Raw genomic sequence first — 18,336 nt, 5'->3', positions numbered from 1 at the left:
AAATGATTCACACATACGTCATTATATCAATCGCGGTATTGTTGTCTGTGATGATATTGGTAATGATCGGGCAAAAACTGAAAGTTGCTTATCCTATTTTCCTCGTTATTGCAGGATTATTGATAAGTCTTGTCCCGGGAATGCCACATATAGAAATAGAGCCCGATTTGGTTTTCCTTATTTTTCTTCCTCCAATTTTGTTTGAAGCGGCATGGTTTACCTCGTGGCAAGACTTTCACAAATGGAGAAAGCAGATTTTTTCAATGGCTTTCGGATTGGTATTTTTAACCTCCATTGTCGTTGCTTATTTGTCGTCATCCATTATTCCGGGGCTTACCGTGGCGATGGGATTTTTATTGGGAGGCGTAAATTCTCCGCCGGATGCGGTGGCCGCAACTTCGGTTTTGAAGCACATGAAAATTCCGAAGAAAATTACAAGTATTCTGGAAGGCGAAAGTTTAATCAACGATGCATCGAGTTTAATTGTCTTTAAATTTGCCTTAGCAGCCGTTATTTCCGGTCAGTTCATTTTTGGAGAAGCTGTAAAAGATTTTTTCACCATGGCTGTTGGCGGAATTGCTGTAGGAGCGGGCGCAGGATTACTTTTTGGTTCTTTGCTTAAAATTATTCCGTCAAATTCTAATATCGATACTATTATTACATTAATTGTTCCTTACATCATGTATGTCGGAGCCGAACATTTTCATTTTTCTGGAGTGTTGGCGGTGGTTGCAGGAGGTTTGTTGATGTCTTATAATTCACATTGTTATTTAAGTCATACTTCGAGAATTCAGTCCGGAAATGTTTGGAGTGTTTTAATTTTCCTGATGAATACTATTATTTTCATCTTAATTGGCTTAGAATTACCCGTTGTGGTAGCTGCTATGAAAGATTACACAATTTCAGAAGGAATTTTCTACAGCATTGTAATTGGTGGAGCCATTATTGGAACCAGAATTTTATACAGTTATGCGCTGATGTATTTTCCACGATTGTGTTCAAAAGAATTAAGATTAAAAGTTCCGAAACCGGATTGGCGAGAGCCTTTTATCATTAGTTTTGCGGCGATGAGGGGTGTTGTTTCTTTGGCAGCGGCATTGTCGATTCCGGCATTTTTACCTAATGGCGAAGCATTTCCTCACCGAAACATTATCTTATTTGTAACATTTGTGATTATTTTAATTACATTGGTAGGACAAGGTTTATTATTGACACCGATTTTGAAATTTTTAAAAATAAATGATGCCGGAAGTGAGTTGCCTGAAGAAAAACAGGAAGTTATTTTAATGAGAAAATTAAAAGAAACGGCTTTACATAAACTGGAAAATGATTTTTCAGATCTTGCACAAACCAACAGTCTTGTTCAGCATCAAAAACATAAGCTGGAAAACGAAATGATGATGATGGTAGATAAGGCGCAATGTATGGCTTCCACAGGCGATTATGTAACGGCAATGAGTGAAAATAAAGATGTGATGAGACAGATTATTCAGGCGCAGAGAAATGAACTTCATCGTATGAAACGTGAAAAGATTTTTGATGATCATGTGATGAGAACCATTGAAATGCAACTGGATTTTGATGAAGCTAAAATTACAGGATTTGCACATAGTTAACAGGAAAAGAGTATCATTTAGAATTAAATAGAAAGTAGAATATGAGCATCCCGATCATTGTTCAATATAAAATAAAAGCACCCATCGATAAAGTATGGAACGCGATCACAGATAAAAATGAAATGAAATCATGGTATTTTAATATTCCCGATTTTGAATTGGAAGTTGGGAAAATATTCAATTTTTATGAACCGGGCGATGAGAAAAAATATCATCATCAATGTGAAATTTTACAGATTATTCCGAATAAAAAACTGAAATATTCATGGGCTTTCCCTGAACTTTCAAAAGGAACAACGAGTGTAACCTGGGAACTGAACAAACAAGTTGACGAAACGGTAATTACATTAATTCATGATGAAATTGATCAGTTAAAAGAATTAGGCGAAAATTTTTCAAGAGAATCTTTTGCTGAAGGCTGGGACGGAATTATCGGAAGAAGTCTGAAACCGCATTTGGAACAATAGTTTATTTAAATTAAACGGTTCTATTACAATTTGGTAAACCCTAAGCCCAAAATTCGTAAAGCGGAATAAAATTTGCTACTTTTGGGAAAAATATTTAGATTTCAATGAAAAAAAATATAATAGCAGGTTTTGCGGCGGTTTTGATGTTGGCTTCATGTAATAATGACAAAAAAATTCTTGATACATTAGCAGATTTCAATAATTCTAAAGAAAGTACAGGATATCATTTTGGAGACAAGCTTGATCTTCCGAAAGACATCACAGATAAAGCGGAAACCATTACCATCAGCTTCGGAGATAAAGAAACAACAAGTCTTACTATCGATCCGAAATTTTATACGTTAGGAGATAATGCCGTAACTTTTAATATTAAAACTAAAGGTGGAGAAACTTTAACTCAGGATGCAACAATTAACGTTTTTGCAAAAAACCCGGAGAAAAATATCGCCTATCAAATCATTGCTGAATATCCTCACGATGTAAAAAACTTCGTTCAGGGATTTCAGGTAGAGGGAAATACGATTTATGAAAGTGACGGACAAAACGGTTCTTCACAAATTTTAAAATATACTTTAGGAACTACAACGCCTTTAGTTGCAACAAAACAAGCTCCTGAGGATTTTTCTGAAGGAAGTACAATTGTTGGTGATAAAGTGTATCAGTTGACATGGCAGAGCAAAAAAGGCTATGTTTATGATAAAGCTTCTTTGAAATTGTTATCTGAATTTCCTTATCCGAACGTTCTTGGTGAAGGTTGGGGTTTAACCTATGACGGGAAATATCTTATTGCTTCAGACGGAAGTAAATTGTTGTATTTCCTAGATCCGAAAGATCCTTCAAAAATGGTGAAATACATTGCTGTTGCAGGAAATACGGAAGCATACGATCAGCTGAATGAGCTTGAATTTCACAACGGATTTATCTATGCTAATGTTTGGCAGAAACCGATTGTCTTAAAAATTAATCCTGCAAACGGTGAAGTGGTTGGGAAATTTGACTTTACAGATATTGCGAAGCAGAATACAAAAGGAAGCGATGATGTCTTAAACGGAATTGCTTTTAAAGGTGAAAATATGTTGGTGACGGGTAAAAACTGGCCAAAAATATATGAAGTTCAGATTAAATAATCAATGAACTTTCATCAAATAAAATAGAATAGCGTTCCTTTTTGGAGCGCTATTTTTCATTATAAAGAATTAAGTTTTTTACGTCTGTTCGAGTGTTTTTCGCAGTGAAATGAAGAAAAATGTATCGAGAACTTTTTTCAAATAAAAACTTTTCAAAATTAAACTAAAGTTGCATCCTATTATTCGTGAACTATTCCCTTCAACTCAGGCTAAATAGGTTTAAAATTACTATTTTTGAAAAATGATAAAAAATTCAATGAAAAGAAATATTGTACTGGGATTGGCCGCGTTTTTTTTGTTGGCATCTTGTAATAATAAAGAAAAAATGATGGATACGCTGGCGGATTATAATAATTCAAAGCAGGATCAAGGCTATCATTTTGGAGATAAAATTACACTTCCAAAGGAGGTTACAGATGATGCAGAAACCATTACCATCAGTTTTGGAGACAAAGAAACTTCCAATTTAACGGTTGATCCGAAGTTTTTTTCTTTGGGAGATAATAATGTTTCTTTTATCATTAAAACTAAAAGTGGCGAGACTTTAAATCAGGATGCCACCATTAATGTTTTTGCTAAAAATCCTGAAGAGAATATTGCTTATCAAATCATTGCTGAATATCCTCACGACCCGAATAATTTTGTTGAAGGCTTTCAGATGGACGGAAATTATATCTACGAAAGTGATGGCTTATCGGGAAATTCTCAATTAATTAAATATACTTTAGGTTCTACAACACCAACAATTACAGAAAAACAGCCCGCTGATATTTTTTCTGAAGGTTGTGCAATTGTGGGCGATAAAATCTATCAGTTGACCTATCAAAATAGAAAAGGTTTCGTTTATGATAAAGCTACACTGAAAAAAATCTCAGAATTTACCTTGCCTAATGATCTTGCGGAAGGCTGGGGATTAACGTATGATGGCAAAAACCTTATTGCAACAGACGGTTCTAAAAATCTGTTTTTTCTTGATGTGAACGACCCTTCAAAAGTGGTAAAAACCCTTGCCGTTGCTGGAAATACCGAAGCGTTTGAAAAAATCAACGAACTGGAATATCACAACGGTTTTATTTATTCTAATGTATGGCACAGGCCGATTATTCTGAAAATTAATCCGGCTAACGGAGAAGTAGTAGGTAAATTCGACTTTACAAAACTGACGGCCGAAAATGATGGCGGAGACAGCGAACATGTTTTAAACGGAATTGCCTTTAAAGGTGATAATATGCTGATAACAGGGAAGAACTGGGCGAAAATTTTTGAAGTTTCATTCAAATAATATTAAAATATAAACTTCGTTTAAGTATAAATAAAAGGCTGTAAATTGCAGACGTTCCGTTTAAGAAAGTTATCTTTACCAAAATAAAATTTGAGATTCTTATATTTAATATTTGTTTTTGCATTCTGTGCTGTTTCTGCGCAGAAAGCCCTTCCTTTAGATTCTTTAAAATTGAAGGAAGCGAAGGATATGCTTGCCGATGATTATGGGAATTTGTATATCTATAAAAACAAAGATTTCAGCTTTACAAAATATGATTCTTTAGGAAAGCAGATCGGGAAACTGATGGTGACGGTTCCGTTTAAAATTCAGACGGTTCAAAATCCTTTAAGCGTACCCATGTTCTCCGAAAATGCTCAGGAAATGAAATTTGTGGATCAGAATCTTAATGAAATTCAAAAAGTAGATTTCAAGCAAAAATTCGGATTTATTAAAATGGCGTATGCTGAGGATCTGCAGCAAATCTGGTTGCTCGATGATAGTATGAAACGTTTGGTTCAGTATAATTTCAGGAACGATACCACGATTAATTCTTATCCGTTTGAAGGAAGTTTTGATGATTTGATGGATCTTCTGGTATATGAGAATAAAGTATATATTCTTACTAGAAAACATATTCGGGTATTCAGTCTGAAGTTTGAAAAGATCTTTGAAGCGGAGGTGTTGAACGGAAAAAGATTTCGCCGTGAAAACGATAATATTCTGGTGATTACGAATAATTCTATTCTAAAATATGTTCCGGAAAAAGAAATGGTAAAGGTTTTTGAAGATCCTGATGCACAAATTGTGGATAAAAATACCCTTTCTTATTTTGAAATCAAAGCGAACAAACTTTATCTTTACAGCCTGGAAAACAGAAAAGAAATTAAACAGCAAACCGAACCAGAACCTGCTAAAAAATCGATAGAAAGTTCAGAAGAAAAGAAGAAAGACAAATCTTCGGAAAAGTCGGATGCTTTTGATATGCTGCAACTTTTTGAAGAAATCGGCGAGGTTCAGAAATTGGGAGTTTAATTCATTTTTTTAATTAATCATAAACATTTAAGGGAAAATATGCATATTGCGGTTACAGGAAATATTGGGGCAGGAAAAACGACGTTAACAACAATGCTTTCTAAACATTACGGATGGGATGCACAGTTTGAAGATGTAGATCACAACCCCTATCTGGAAGATTTTTATGCGGACATGAGCAAATGGAGTTTTGCTTTGCAGGTATACTTTCTGGGAAGCAGATTCCGTCAGGTAAAAGAGATCAGAGAGAGTGGGAAGAATATTATTCAGGATCGTACAATTTATGAAGATGCTCACATTTTTGCTGAGAATTTAAATGATATGAAACTACTTTCAGACAGGGATTTTAATAATTATTCTTCTGTTTTTGATTTGATGAAATCTTTCGTTTCTGCACCGGATCTTTTAATTTATCTAAAGTCTGACGTTCCGAATCTGGTTAAAAAAATCTACAAAAGAGGAAGGGAATATGAAGCATCAATCAGCATCGAGTATCTTTCTAAGCTAAATCAGAAATATGAAAAATGGATCTCAAATTATACAGAAGGAAAACTTTTGATCATTGAAGTAGATGATTTGGATTTCGTAGAAAAACCTGAAGATTTTGGATTTATTTTAGATAAAATTGAAGCGGAATTAAACGGCTTGTTTTAATTAAGTTGTATTGAATAATTTAATAAATATCATTTGAAATGCACATTAAAGTTTTACATCATTCAAATTGCTCTAAATCCAATGCGGTGTTGGAATATTTGAAAGAAAATAAAGTTGCTTTTGAAGTTATTAATATGGTGGAAGAGCCTTTGAGTGTTTTAGAGATAAAAACGGTCTTGAAGAAATTAAACAAAAATGTTTCTGAAATCATTCGGGATAATGAAAAACTTTATAAAGAACAGTGGGCAGATAAAGAATATTCTGAAGAAGAATGGCTAACTATTTTATCTGAAAATCCATCTTTGGTACAAAGACCGATTTTAATTAAAGGAAATGAAGCGATCATCGGGAGACCTATCGAAAAAGTGATAGATTTTATTGAGAATTAAGATTTAGCTTACAAATATAAACAGAAAAGCCAGCATGAATGCTGACTTTTTTGTTTTTCTTATAATAGAATGACTCCTTCTATTTTAGCAACTTCTTTATAAATACGTACCACCTGATCTGCATCTAAAACAAATGCGTTGATATTGCAGGCAGTATATTTTCCGTTTTTACTTTCGCGGTTTCCCAGCGTGAATTTAATACCGTCAAAAACCTTATAGATTTCCGTAAGCTTTGACTGGTCTGTCGGAATGATGAATTTAAATAAATAGTCTTCTGGAAAATCGTGATGACCTTCCAGTTTGTCCTTCAAAGACTGATAAAAATCTTCAGGACTAGCGTGCTGGTTTCCTTGTAATATATCCATCTACAAATTTTAAATATATATAAAAATAGTGAAAAATTTTCTATTTTCCAAGTGGTCCTAAAAGTGATTTAGAGTTCTGAACTTCGTAATCCTCGATGATATTGAATATCCCGTTTACTAATTGTTCAGATGCTAATTGGCTTAATCCACCTGAATTTACTGTTGTTGTATTTCCTCCTAAAAGACTTCCTAGAAAATTACTGCCTGCTAAAGCGGTATTAATACTTTTTACAATTCCATATTGGTTCAGCTGTTCTTCCACTTTAGGAGTGATAGCGGTTATAAGCTGCTGAGATGTCTTCTCTTTCAGGATGAGTGTCGCAGTTCCTTTTTCACCATTGATAATTCTAGTCACGTCCTGCGCATTCAGGCTGTTGACCGCATTTACCAAAATAGGTTTTGAAATATTGACCGTGTAAACGGCTGCGTCTGCAATATAGGCTCTCTCTTTCTGTACCAGTGAGGGAGCTACTTTTTCCAATAGTGAATTAATTTCTCTCAACTGCTTGGGAAGCGCCTTATCTACCATATTGTTTTGTAAGAAGGCTTCTCTATTACTGTAAACATTTGCGCCTTTATCAATTCCGTTCAGCAAAAACTTTTTAATAATGGAAAGACCCAGATCGGTAGTAGCCAACGTAGTGCATGAATGAACGCTTGTTGTAATAACTGCACCCGTTCCAATAACTAAAGCAGCGGCAATAATATACTTTTTCATTTATAATTCTTAAACTTTATATCTTCTCAAATAACAAACCAAATTTAAACACTATATTCTGTTTAACAAAATTTTATGCTTAGAACGTTTTTTTGGGGAAAATTATTAAAAACATAGGTGGAAAATCGATTGCATTATTTTTTTTAAAATGTGTTATATATTATTAAAATGGCGTTTTATTTATTATTTTGTTGAGTATTCGTTTTTTTTATGGTCAATTTTAAAAATTTTTATGAAATATTAACGATATAAAGGATATTTTTATAATTTTGGCTAATGTCTTTTTTTGAGAAATACATTAGAATTTACACTAAGGCATTAAAAGAGGTTTATCAAACCTTTCCAAAAATTGATTGTACGAATAAAATTAAACTATATGAAACAAAGTGATTTAAAGTATTCATCACTCATTGCTGTTTTGTACTTTGGTATGAACGTCAATGCACAAACTACGCCAAAAGATACGGTTCCAAAAGAACAGAAGATCGAAGAGGTAGTAATGATTGGATATGGTAGCCGTAAGAAGGTAGATAATACTACTGCTGTTAGCTCTATTAGCGCTGATGAGGTTACTAAAACAAAAGTTCTTAATGCATCACAGGCTATTCAAGGTAAGGCTGCAGGGGTACAGGTTACGGCATCTGATATGCCGGGATCTACGCCTACTGTTATGATCAGAGGTCTTGGTACGGTTACTGGAGGTAGAACACCATTATATGTAGTTGATGGAATGTTTATGGATAATATTAATAATATTAATTCCAATGATATACTTTCTTATGATATTCTGAAAGATGCCGCTGCACTTGCAATTTATGGTAACAGAGCTGCAAATGGAGTTATTATTATTGCAACAAAATCAGGAAGAGGAAAATTAAAGGTTGAGTATGATGGTTTGGTAGGGGTGAGAAATCCTTTAAAGACTGTGAAAATGGCAAATGCTCAGGAGTTTATTAATTATAATAACACTGCTAATAGTTACCTAGAAGAACCTAAAGTTCCTTTTGCAACAAATCAACCATATAATACGGATTGGTTTAAAGAAATCACAAGAACAGGAATTTATAATCAACATAATATTGCAATTTCCGGTTCATCAGAAAGTGCGAAGTATTTTTTAAGTTTAAGTAATTATGATGAACAATCTATTCTAAAAGGAACGGATTATAATAGAACCACTATTAGAACTAATAATGAGTTCAAAATCTCTAAGAAAATCACTTTGTCTCAAAACTTGAGCATTGCATTTACTAATAATTCACCTAAACCATTAAGTGCATTTACGAATGCGTATAAGCAGTCACCATTAGTACCGGTACGTTATGCATCAGGGCAGTATGGTGTTCCAATCATTGATTCAAATGGTAATATTTCATACTCTGGATCTAGATTTAATAACGTAGGGAATCCTGTAAGCCAGTTAGATTTCTTTAACGAGAAAAGCAAGAATATGCTTCTACAGGGGGGGCTTAAACTAGACGTTGAGATCATGAAAGGATTGAAATTTACCTCACAGTTCTCTGGTGAATATTCAAACTTTAAATCCTATAATTTTTCTGATGATTTAGGAATCTGGTTAGCTGCAGATCCTACAAGAGTTGTAGCAAAGTTTGATGGAAATGCAAGAAACACATTAACTAATACTAAAGAAGATTATCATAATTGGGTGCTTTCAAATGTTTTAAATTATAATAGAACATTTGGAAATCACAACATTGATGCAATCATTGGTACAGAGTCGTCCGTTAAAAGTGGTATTGATAGAACTGAAGTAAAGAGAAAAGATTTAGGGACTGTTTCTGATTATTGGAATCTAAATAATACGAATTATATTAATAATATATTATCCCTAAATTCAATATATTTTAATAAAAATACTACAACATCCTATTTTGCAAGAGCACAATATAAATTAATGAATCGTTATTTATTAAGTGCTACAGTTAGGCGTGATGGGTCCTCTCAATTTGCTGAAGGTAACAAATGGGGAACATTTCCTTCATTTGGTGCAGGATGGATTGTCTCTGAAGAATCTTTCTTAAAAGATGGTTTCTTTGATTTATTGAAATTAAGAGGAGGTTGGGGTAGATTAGGAAACCAAAATGTTCCATTAAGTTACTTGCCGCTTTCTTCTGGTACAGATTATAATTATGCGTATGGTGGTAATGCTGTAAGTAATGGTATAACCGTTAACAAAGGGCTTGATCCTAATTTAGGATGGGAAATTACAGAAGAATCTTCTTTAGGTTTAGATTTTGGAGTTCTTAATAACCGTTTAACAGGTAGTTTTGATGTGTACAACAGAGAAACTAAAAACTTGATCTTAATGGTGAGAAACTATTTGTCTTCTGGGCAGAATATAGAATTTCCTTCTCATGTAGGTTCTGTAACAAATAAAGGTATTGAAGCTTCATTAAATTGGGCAGATAAAGTAGGAGAAAACTTTACATACTCTATTGGAGCTAATTATTCTTATAATAAAAATGAATTAACAAGAGTAAATGATTCTAACATATCACAAATATCAGGAGGTGATTTAGCAAATGGAGAATGGACAAAATTATTCAATAATACAACTGTTGGACATGCTCTAGGTAGTTTCTATTTATGGGAAACTGATGGGTATGATGCCAATGGAAATTTAAAATACAAAGATCTTAATGGTAACGGCATAACAGGTAAGGCAGATGCAGGAGACCGAAAGTATTTTGATTCCTATATTCCAAAATCAACTTTGGGTATAAATATTTCAATGGCCTATAAAAGTTTTGATTTCAATCTTAGTGGTTATGGTGCTTTTGGTTTCAATGTATATAATGGTAAAAAAGCACAACGAATCTCAGGAGAAAATGTTGAAGCTTCTGTAGCGAATGATTTTTGGACATCTACCAATACTAATGCTAGTAATCCAACACCATATACAACTCTTCCAATTGCTTCAACATTCTTTTTAGAAAAAGGAGATTATTTTAGAATTAATAATATTTCTGTAGGGTATACATTTAAAGATATTATGGATCATGTGAAGTCCATTAGGCTATATGTAAGCGCTATTAACCCGTTTATTTTCACTAAATATACTGGATATAATCCTGAACTTAGCGGATTTAACTCTTCAAGTCCACAGGATGAAGGAAATCCATATAAACTTGCAGGTGTAGAGTTAGATTCTTATCCGGCACTTAGAAGTTTCGTATTTGGTTTAAACATTAATTTTTAAGAAAAATGAAAAAGAAATATATAATAATATCAGCTCTTGTTCTTACAGGACTATTTAACCAAAGCTGTAGCAATGATTTTATAGAAGTATCACCGACTGAACAGGTTAATGTTGATGATTTATCTTTATATGATAATAATGAAGGGGCAACAAGTTTTGTGAATTCTATCTATGCTAAATTTTTAGATTGGGATATGAGTAGTTTTGCTTGGATTGGTGTTACGTCAATTACTTCTGATGATGCAGATAAAGGCAGTACAGCCGGAGACACTGGTTCAGATAAAGATATTTTAGATGCTCTTGCGTTTACTCCATCTACACCTTCTTTTGAAAGCTTATTTTCCTCAAACTATCAAGGTATTAATAGATGTAATCAAGCTCTGAAATATCTGCCTCAACTTAATAATGCAGATACTAGTTTGAGAGCCAGACTTACAGGGGAGGCTAAGTTTCTGCGTGCATTCATGTATTTTACTTTGGTTAGATCATTTGGAGGAGTACCTTTAGTAGATCATGTTCCTGTGTTAGGAAACGAAGAAGATGTTGAGATGCAGCTAACAAGAAAAAGCAAAGAAGAAATATATGCTTTTATAGAAAAAGACCTTCTTGATGCTGCAGAAGCTTTACCGAATAAATCAGAATATGGTACTGCAGATGTTGGTCGTGCAACAAAAGGCGCTGCTCATGCATTACTTGCAAAAGTTTATCTTTATCAGAAAAAATATCAATTAGCTATTGATCAATGTAATTTGGTTACAGGCTATTCTCTTACACCAACTTTTCTAGATATATATAAAGTGTCTGGTGAAAATAATGCAGAGTCAATTTTTGAAATTCAGGGCTCTGGAAATGAAAAAGGTAAAGGAATCAAACAATATACTCAAGTTCAAGGTGCCAGAGGTACCGGAGGCTGGGGCTGGGGTTTCAATACTCCAACTCAAAGTTTATATGATGCATATACTTCTGAAGGTGATACAGAAAGAAGAGATGCTACCATCATTAAAAAAGGGATGACCTTGTATGATGGAAGAGTCGTAGCAAATGATGCAGACAATAATTATTATAATTACAAGGCATATTCGTCTGCGTATACTTCACAAGATAATACAGATACCAATATTCGTTATCTTAGATATGCAGAAGTATTACTGATAAAAGCCGAAGCTTTAAATGAGTTAGGTCAAACTTCAACAGCAATTCCATTATTGAATGAAGTAAGAGATAGAGCGAAGATTGCCAATACAACGGCTACTACTCAATCAGCTTTAAGAACTGCAATTTGGAAAGAAAGAAGATTAGAATTAGCATTTGAACATGACAGATGGTTTGATTTGGTAAGAACAGGACAGGCCGAATCTGCTATGGCTGCTAATGGTAAAACATTTGTTGTTGGAAAGCATGAAGTTTTTCCTTTGCCTCAGACATTTATTACTGAAGCTAAAGGTCGTTCAGCTCAGAACCCGAACTACTAAAAATTTAATCAATAAAATCACAGAGGAGAATGAAAATTCTCCTCTTCTTTTAGGGATCAACTTTAAAATTTGAATTATGAAAAGGATAGTACTATCAATGGCTGTTGTATCATTACTTACGGTTTCCTGCAAAAATTCTCAGACGCTTAAACCCTCAAACTCTCAAACTCAGGTTGTAAAAAACGATATTACGGATGAGCAATTGATGGATAAAGTTCAGAATGAGTCTTTAAAATATTTCTGGGATTACGCAGAACCCAATTCTAAATTAGGAAGAGAGCGTTATCATGAAGATAATATTTATCCTGATAATGATAAGCACGTCATCACAACAGGAGGTTCCGGGTTTGGATTGGCGACAATTTTAGTGGGTGTCGAAAGAGGTTTTGTTCCAAGAAAGGAAGCCGTAAAAAGGCTCACCACGATGATGGATTTTTTAGCAAAATCAGATCGTCATAAAGGCGCCTGGTCTCACTGGATCAACGGAGAGACCGGAAAAACTGTTCCTTTCGGTAAAAAAGATAATGGTGGAGATTTGGTTGAAACAGCGTTTTTGACTTCAGGAATTTTAATGGTTCGTGAATACTTTAAAAACGGAAATGCTGAAGAAAAAGCACTTGCTAAAAAATGTGACGAACTTTGGAAAGGAATTCAATGGAATTGGTATACGAAAGGAGGTGAGAAAGTCCTTTACTGGCACTGGTCACCGGAATATCAGTGGGAAATGAACTTCCCGCTTCAAGGCTATAATGAATGTTTGATTACTTACATTCTGGCAGCTTCGTCACCAACCTATCCAATCGACGCTGAAACGTATTACAAAGGCTGGACAAGAAACGGAACTTACCTTTCAGACAAAGAAAAATACGGACTTCCAATGTATGTAAAGCACAATGGGGCAGAAGAATATGGCGGACCATTATTCTGGACCCAATATTCTTACATCGGTTTAGATCCAACGAATTTATCAGATAAATTAATCAAAAATTACTTTGATTTAAACAAAAATCAGGTTCTTATCGATTATAAATATTGTGTTGAAAATCCAAAAGGTTGGAAAGGTTACGGACCAAATTATTGGGGATTAACAGCAGGCTATTCAAGAAATAAAGACGGAAGTGTAGGGTATGATGCTCATTTTCCACAAAATGATCATGGTGTAATTACTCCGACGGCGGCGTTAAGCAGTTTTCCGTATTCGCCAAAAGAATCGATGGATTTCCTGAGATTTATCTATACTCAAAAACCTGAATTTATAGGGTCTGCGGGACCTTATGATGCAACGTCAATCAATTATGATAATTGGACAACGCCAAGATATTTAGCGATTGATCAGGGAACGATTGCTCCGATGATTGAAAATTACAGAACCGGATTTTTATGGAAATTATTCATGAATGCTCCGGAAATTCAGCAAGGATTAAAGAAATTGAGTTTCAAATCTGAAAAATATAATATTAAATAAATGTCCTTGTCAAGGTTTTAAACCTTGACAAGGATAAATAACCATTCAAACAAAACCTAAATATTAACAATGAAATTAAAAATAAACCACTTACCCCTCTTACTTTTACCATTTTCTTTAAGCGTAAATGCTCAGGAAATAAAAACAACATTCAACAAAGAGGTCAAAAGAACCGAGAAAATATCTTACGTTCTCGATTATCCTCAAAAAGTAAAAGGAAATGTTCCGTTAATTGTATTTCTTCACGGTTCGGGAGAAAGAGGAAACGATCTGGAAGCTGTAAAAGCGCATAGTCCTTTTACGTACAGGAATTTAATTAATGAACCTGTGGCGATTTTGGCTCCTCAATGCCCTGCAGATAATTGGTGGGATACGGTAAGCGTTTATCATTTGATTAAAGAAATTCAGAAAAAGTATAAGATAGATACTTCCAGAATTTACCTTACAGGGCTTTCGATGGGAGGTTGGGGAACGCTGAAACTGGCTATGGAACATCCTGAAATGTTTGCTGCGGTAGTTTCCGTTTGCGCACCGACTGACAGAGTGATGTATGCGAACATCAATCAATACAAAGATTTAAACATGAAAATTTTTCACGGCGGAATGGACGATGTTGTTTTGCCTGAAAATGCTTTTAATTTTTACCAAAAACTACACCCAGTCAATCCATCGGCAGAATTAACGATTTTCCCAAATGATAATCATAATTCATGGGATTCTACATATTCAAATCCTGCGTTGTATGAATGGATGTTGAGTAAAAAGAAAGAGAAATAATTCATTTAAAATTGATAGTATAAGTAAATTTTAGATTGCTATCATTCGCTGAGTGAAACGCCCTTGCGAATAAAAAATACGCAGGATAATTTTAAAGAAGAACATTAGCGAACTTAGCGTTAAAATTTAAATTATTATTAAATCGTAAAGCATAAAAACTTTACTAAGTGAAACGCCTTTGCGCCTTAAAAACATGAAGTTTTTAAAAGAATTGCGCCTTTGCGTTTAACCAACAAAAAACAAAAAAAATTGAACTATAATTTAAGAAGATAGATTTATGAGAAAGTTAATTGTAATCGCGACTTTAGCACTAGCACCTGTAGTTTCGGCTCAGGAAATGGTAACGAAGCCCGTTCAGTCTTATCAGACAGCGCAGTATCAGGCTAAAAAGAAAGCTTTTGTAGATAATCTTTTGGCTAAAATGACCTTAGACGAGAAAATCGGGCAGCTGAATTTACCAAGTTCAGGAGATTTTACGACAGGTCTGGCTAAAAGTTCCGATATCGGAAAAAAAGTAGAGCAAGGTTTAGTCGGTGGACTATTCAATATAAAAGGGGCTGATAAAATCAAGGCCGTTCAGAAAGTAGCGGTTGAAAACAGCCGTCTGAAAATTCCGATGATCTTCGGAATGGATGTGATTCACGGTTACGAAACCACTTTCCCGATTCCACTAGGATTAGCGTCTTCCTGGGATATGAATTTAGTGCAGCAGTCAGCGAAAGTTGCAGCAAGAGAAGCAGCAGCCGACGGAATCAACTGGACGTTCTCGCCAATGGTGGACATTTCCCGCGAACCAAGATGGGGAAGAGTTTCTGAAGGCTCTGGTGAAGATCCGTATTTAGGAAGTGAAATTTCTAAAAACATGGTGTACGGTTATCAAGGAAAAGATTTGGCAAACGGAACTAATATTTTGGCTTGTGTAAAGCATTTTGCACTGTACGGAGCTGGTGAAGCGGGTAGAGATTACAATACGGTTGACATGAGCCACGTGAGAATGTTCAACGAATATTTCCCACCGTATAAAGCAGCTGTTGATGCAGGTGTAGCATCTGTGATGGCTTCTTTCAATGAAGTGGATGGAGTTCCGGCGACGGGAAACAGATGGTTGCAGACAGAAGTATTGAGAAATATGTGGAAATTCAAAGGTTTTGTAGTGACCGATTACACAGGGATCAATGAGATGGTAGACCACGGAATGGGAGATCTTCAGGAAGTTTCTGCATTGGCGTTGAAAGCGGGTGTTGATATGGATATGGTAGGTGAAGGCTTTTTAACAACATTAAAAAAATCTTTAGCTGAAGGAAAAGTGACGCAGGCTGAGATCGATATGGCAACGAAAAGAATTCTTGAAGCAAAATATGATCTGGGTTTGTTCGACAATCCATACAAGCACGGAGATGCTAAGTTGGCTGCAAAAGAAGTTTACAGCATGGAAAACCGTAATATTGCGAGAAACGTAGCTTCTCAGTCTATGGTTTTGATGAAAAACGAAAACCAGGTTTTACCATTGAAAAAATCAGGAACAGTTGCGGTAATCGGACCATTGGTAAACAACTCAATGAACATGGCAGGAACTTGGAGTGTGGCTACAAAGCACGCAATTTCTGTGAATTTAATGCAAGGTCTTCAGGCTAATTACGGAAAAGATGTGAAATTCCTTTCTGCTAAAGGAGCAAACATCGATTACGATGCTAAATTAGAAGAAATCTACGCAGCTCACGGAAAGAAAACCGATAGAGACAACCGTTCAAAAGAAGCGTTATTAAAAGAAGCGGTTGACGTTGCCAATAAAGCAGATGTTATTGTTCTGGCCATCGGAGAATCTGCGGAAATGAGCGGAGAATCTTCTTCAAGAACTGAAATCACGATTCCTCAGTCTCAGGTTGATTTATTAAATGAATTGAAAAAGACAGGAAAACCAATCGCAATGGTGTTATTCACCGGTCGTCCTTTGGCTTTAACGAATGTAAAAGATACGCCCGATGCTATTCTGAATGCTTGGTTCCCAGGTTCTGAAGCCGGAAATGCTATTGCAGATGTTCTTTTTGGAAAAGTAAATCCTTCAGGGAAATTACCGATGACGTTCCCAAGAAGCTTAGGACAGGTTCCTATTTATTATAATGCTAAAAACACAGGTCGCCCTTTAAGCCAGGAGTTGACTGATAAATGTGAATACCAAAGATTCCGTTCTAATTATATGGATGAGTGTAATACACCGCTTTATCCGTTTGGATTTGGTTTAAGCTATTCTACATTCACTTATTCTGATGTAACGGTTTCTAATGCTCATCCAAAAGGAGACCAGACGATTCAGGCTTCCATAACGGTTACCAATTCCGGAAACTACGACGGAGCTGAGGTGGTTCAGTTATACATCAGAGATATGGTGGGAAGCATCACAAGACCGGTAAAAGAATTGAAAGGATTCCAAAAAGTGATGTTGAAAAAAGGAGAATCTAAAAAGGTTACCTTCGATATCAGCCCTGAAAATCTGAAATTCTACAACGGAGATTTGAAATACGATTGGGAAGCCGGAGATTTTGATATCATGATTGGTACCAACTCGGAAGAGGTGAAACATTCAAAAATCAATTGGACAAAATAAAAGGTTCAAATCAATTATTATAAAAGTCATTCGAAAGAGTGACTTTTTTTATGGAAAATAAATTAATAAAACTAAAACAGAACAGATTAAAAATAGAATATGTCTGTAAAGTATTAAAAAGCAATAAATTATACTTGATTGCCTCTTCGGAATGGTTGACTGCTATTTCAAAATGCTTGACTGTTGTACCGTAATGGTTGATTAGTTTAATGGAATGTTTGATGTACTTAACGAATGGGTCAATCAGTATTTTTAAACAATTAAATATAAATTCTAATATAATACATGTTAAGAATAGATGCGTCAGTTCGAGTGTTTTTTCGTAACGAAGTGGAGAAAAAATGTATCGAGAACCCCGTGAACCAAAGCTCAAAATTGGTCTCCCAAACACAAACTTCTCGATATGATTTTTTTCAAAGCTCTAATCGAAGAGACCAAAATAAAATATAAGGCAAAACCCAACAGAATAAATTTTTTTTTTAAGCCGCTCAAAATGAATGGTTTTTTTTCTATCTTAGAACAATAATAACCAATAGATGCTTTTTGGCACACTTTTTACCAAATGAAAACTTAAATTTTTACAATATGAAAAAAACAATTTTATTTACTGCGATGTTCCTTGGAAGTTTAACCTTTGCACAGAAGAAAGCTCCGGTTGTGGGTGGCGACAGAGATGTTCATGGCTGCATCGGTTCGGCGGGTTATACCTATTCACAACTTAGAAATGATTGTGTACGCGTTTTTGAACAGAAAATTAAACTCAACGAGGTGAAATCTGATAAAAGCTATACTTCGATGACGGCGGTTATCTTCAACAAAAGCATGAGCAAAGCCGAAATTTTTATTCCCGATGGAAATGCTAAAAGTATTATTCTGGATAGACAGGGCACGGGAAAAATCTGGAAAAGCGGAAGTCACATTAAAGAAAGCTACGTTTTAGTTCCTTATAAGAAAAAAGGCTATCAGATTAAAAAAGATGATGTAGTGATTTATCAATAAAACAAAACAGGAAGTCAAAATTGGCTTCCTGTTTTTATTTTAAACTTAAATTTTGGAGCTTTTTCCCGCTTTCGCTACTCGCTTTTTTCAAGTTTCGGGTTCGGCGGCGAAGCCGCCGAACCCGAAACTTGAAAAAGAGCTCAAACAGGCCGCTCAATCGGGGCTA

15 protein-coding genes are annotated in these 18,336 nt (G+C 34.9%); 13 read left to right on the top strand and 2 right to left on the bottom strand.

Going from position 1 to position 18,336, the window contains the following annotated elements; translation table 11 throughout:
* The first annotated feature begins 2 nt into the window (after window positions 1-2).
* The 7 genes from VUJ46_RS06410 (at window position 3) to VUJ46_RS06380 (ending at window position 6,549) form a co-directional block, all read left to right on the top strand.
* On the top strand, window positions 3-1,616 hold the full coding sequence (locus VUJ46_RS06410) for a Na+/H+ antiporter (protein ID WP_326984172.1): 1,614 nt from the start codon (window positions 3-5) through the stop codon (window positions 1,614-1,616).
* 41 nt (window positions 1,617-1,657) lie between these two features.
* Window positions 1,658-2,083 carry an SRPBCC family protein gene (locus VUJ46_RS06405; RefSeq protein WP_326984171.1) on the top strand — a complete coding sequence of 142 codons (426 nt, stop codon included), beginning with the start codon at window positions 1,658-1,660 and terminating at the stop codon, window positions 2,081-2,083.
* Between the two features lie 104 nt (window positions 2,084-2,187).
* Window positions 2,188-3,210 (top strand): glutaminyl-peptide cyclotransferase, encoded by a 1,023-nt coding sequence (locus VUJ46_RS06400; RefSeq protein ID WP_326984169.1) that lies wholly within the window; start codon window positions 2,188-2,190, stop codon window positions 3,208-3,210.
* A 256-nt stretch (window positions 3,211-3,466) separates the two neighbouring features.
* The gene (locus VUJ46_RS06395; protein ID WP_326984168.1) at window positions 3,467-4,492 is read left to right on the top strand and encodes a glutaminyl-peptide cyclotransferase; all 1,026 of its coding nucleotides are present in this window, start codon (window positions 3,467-3,469) and stop codon (window positions 4,490-4,492) included.
* Window positions 4,493-4,582: 90 nt separating this feature from the next.
* Window positions 4,583-5,506 (top strand): hypothetical protein, encoded by a 924-nt coding sequence (locus tag VUJ46_RS06390; RefSeq protein ID WP_326984167.1) that lies wholly within the window; start codon window positions 4,583-4,585, stop codon window positions 5,504-5,506.
* A gap of 39 nt (window positions 5,507-5,545) precedes the next feature.
* A complete protein-coding gene (locus tag VUJ46_RS06385; protein ID WP_326984166.1) occupies window positions 5,546-6,160 on the top strand; it encodes a deoxynucleoside kinase in 615 nt (204 codons plus the stop codon).
* 38 nt (window positions 6,161-6,198) lie between these two features.
* On the top strand, window positions 6,199-6,549 hold the full coding sequence (locus VUJ46_RS06380) for an ArsC/Spx/MgsR family protein (protein ID WP_326984165.1): 351 nt from the start codon (window positions 6,199-6,201) through the stop codon (window positions 6,547-6,549).
* 59 nt (window positions 6,550-6,608) lie between these two features.
* Here VUJ46_RS06380 and VUJ46_RS06375 read toward each other — a convergent pair whose 3' ends face one another.
* Together VUJ46_RS06375 and VUJ46_RS06370 are read right to left on the bottom strand one after the other, a co-directional pair.
* On the bottom strand, window positions 6,609-6,914 hold the full coding sequence (locus VUJ46_RS06375) for a DUF493 family protein (RefSeq protein ID WP_326984164.1): 306 nt from the start codon (window positions 6,912-6,914) through the stop codon (window positions 6,609-6,611).
* Between the two features lie 40 nt (window positions 6,915-6,954).
* On the bottom strand, window positions 6,955-7,632 hold the full coding sequence (locus VUJ46_RS06370) for a DUF4197 family protein (RefSeq protein ID WP_326984163.1): 678 nt from the start codon (window positions 7,630-7,632) through the stop codon (window positions 6,955-6,957).
* Between the two features lie 376 nt (window positions 7,633-8,008).
* On the opposite strand from VUJ46_RS06370, the gene VUJ46_RS06365 reads away from it, so the two are divergent.
* The 6 genes from VUJ46_RS06365 to VUJ46_RS06340 all read left to right on the top strand — a co-directional run bounded on the left by VUJ46_RS06365 (window position 8,009) and on the right by VUJ46_RS06340 (window position 18,170).
* Complete coding sequence (locus VUJ46_RS06365; protein ID WP_326984162.1) at window positions 8,009-10,852, top strand: SusC/RagA family TonB-linked outer membrane protein; 2,844 nt, start codon at window positions 8,009-8,011, stop codon at window positions 10,850-10,852.
* A 5-nt stretch (window positions 10,853-10,857) separates the two neighbouring features.
* Window positions 10,858-12,324: a RagB/SusD family nutrient uptake outer membrane protein gene (locus tag VUJ46_RS06360; RefSeq protein WP_326984161.1), complete on the top strand. Its 1,467-nt coding sequence runs from the start codon at window positions 10,858-10,860 to the stop codon at window positions 12,322-12,324.
* A gap of 76 nt (window positions 12,325-12,400) precedes the next feature.
* Window positions 12,401-13,789, top strand: coding sequence for a glucoamylase family protein (locus tag VUJ46_RS06355; RefSeq protein ID WP_326984160.1), 1,389 nt, complete (start codon window positions 12,401-12,403; stop codon window positions 13,787-13,789).
* A 69-nt stretch (window positions 13,790-13,858) separates the two neighbouring features.
* The gene (locus VUJ46_RS06350) at window positions 13,859-14,566 is read left to right on the top strand and encodes a prolyl oligopeptidase family serine peptidase (RefSeq protein ID WP_326984159.1); all 708 of its coding nucleotides are present in this window, start codon (window positions 13,859-13,861) and stop codon (window positions 14,564-14,566) included.
* A gap of 277 nt (window positions 14,567-14,843) precedes the next feature.
* Window positions 14,844-17,171 (top strand): beta-glucosidase BglX, encoded by a 2,328-nt coding sequence (gene bglX, locus VUJ46_RS06345; RefSeq protein WP_326984158.1) that lies wholly within the window; start codon window positions 14,844-14,846, stop codon window positions 17,169-17,171.
* A 585-nt stretch (window positions 17,172-17,756) separates the two neighbouring features.
* Window positions 17,757-18,170, top strand: a complete 414-nt coding sequence (locus VUJ46_RS06340; RefSeq protein ID WP_326984157.1) for a hypothetical protein — start codon at window positions 17,757-17,759, stop codon at window positions 18,168-18,170.
* Window positions 18,171-18,336: the final 166 nt, after the last annotated feature.

Origin of the sequence: Chryseobacterium sp. MYb264, assembly GCF_035974275.1 — a bacterium.
Lineage (GTDB): Bacteria > Bacteroidota > Bacteroidia > Flavobacteriales > Weeksellaceae > Chryseobacterium.
This window is presented reverse-complemented; position numbering and strand designations above follow the sequence as displayed.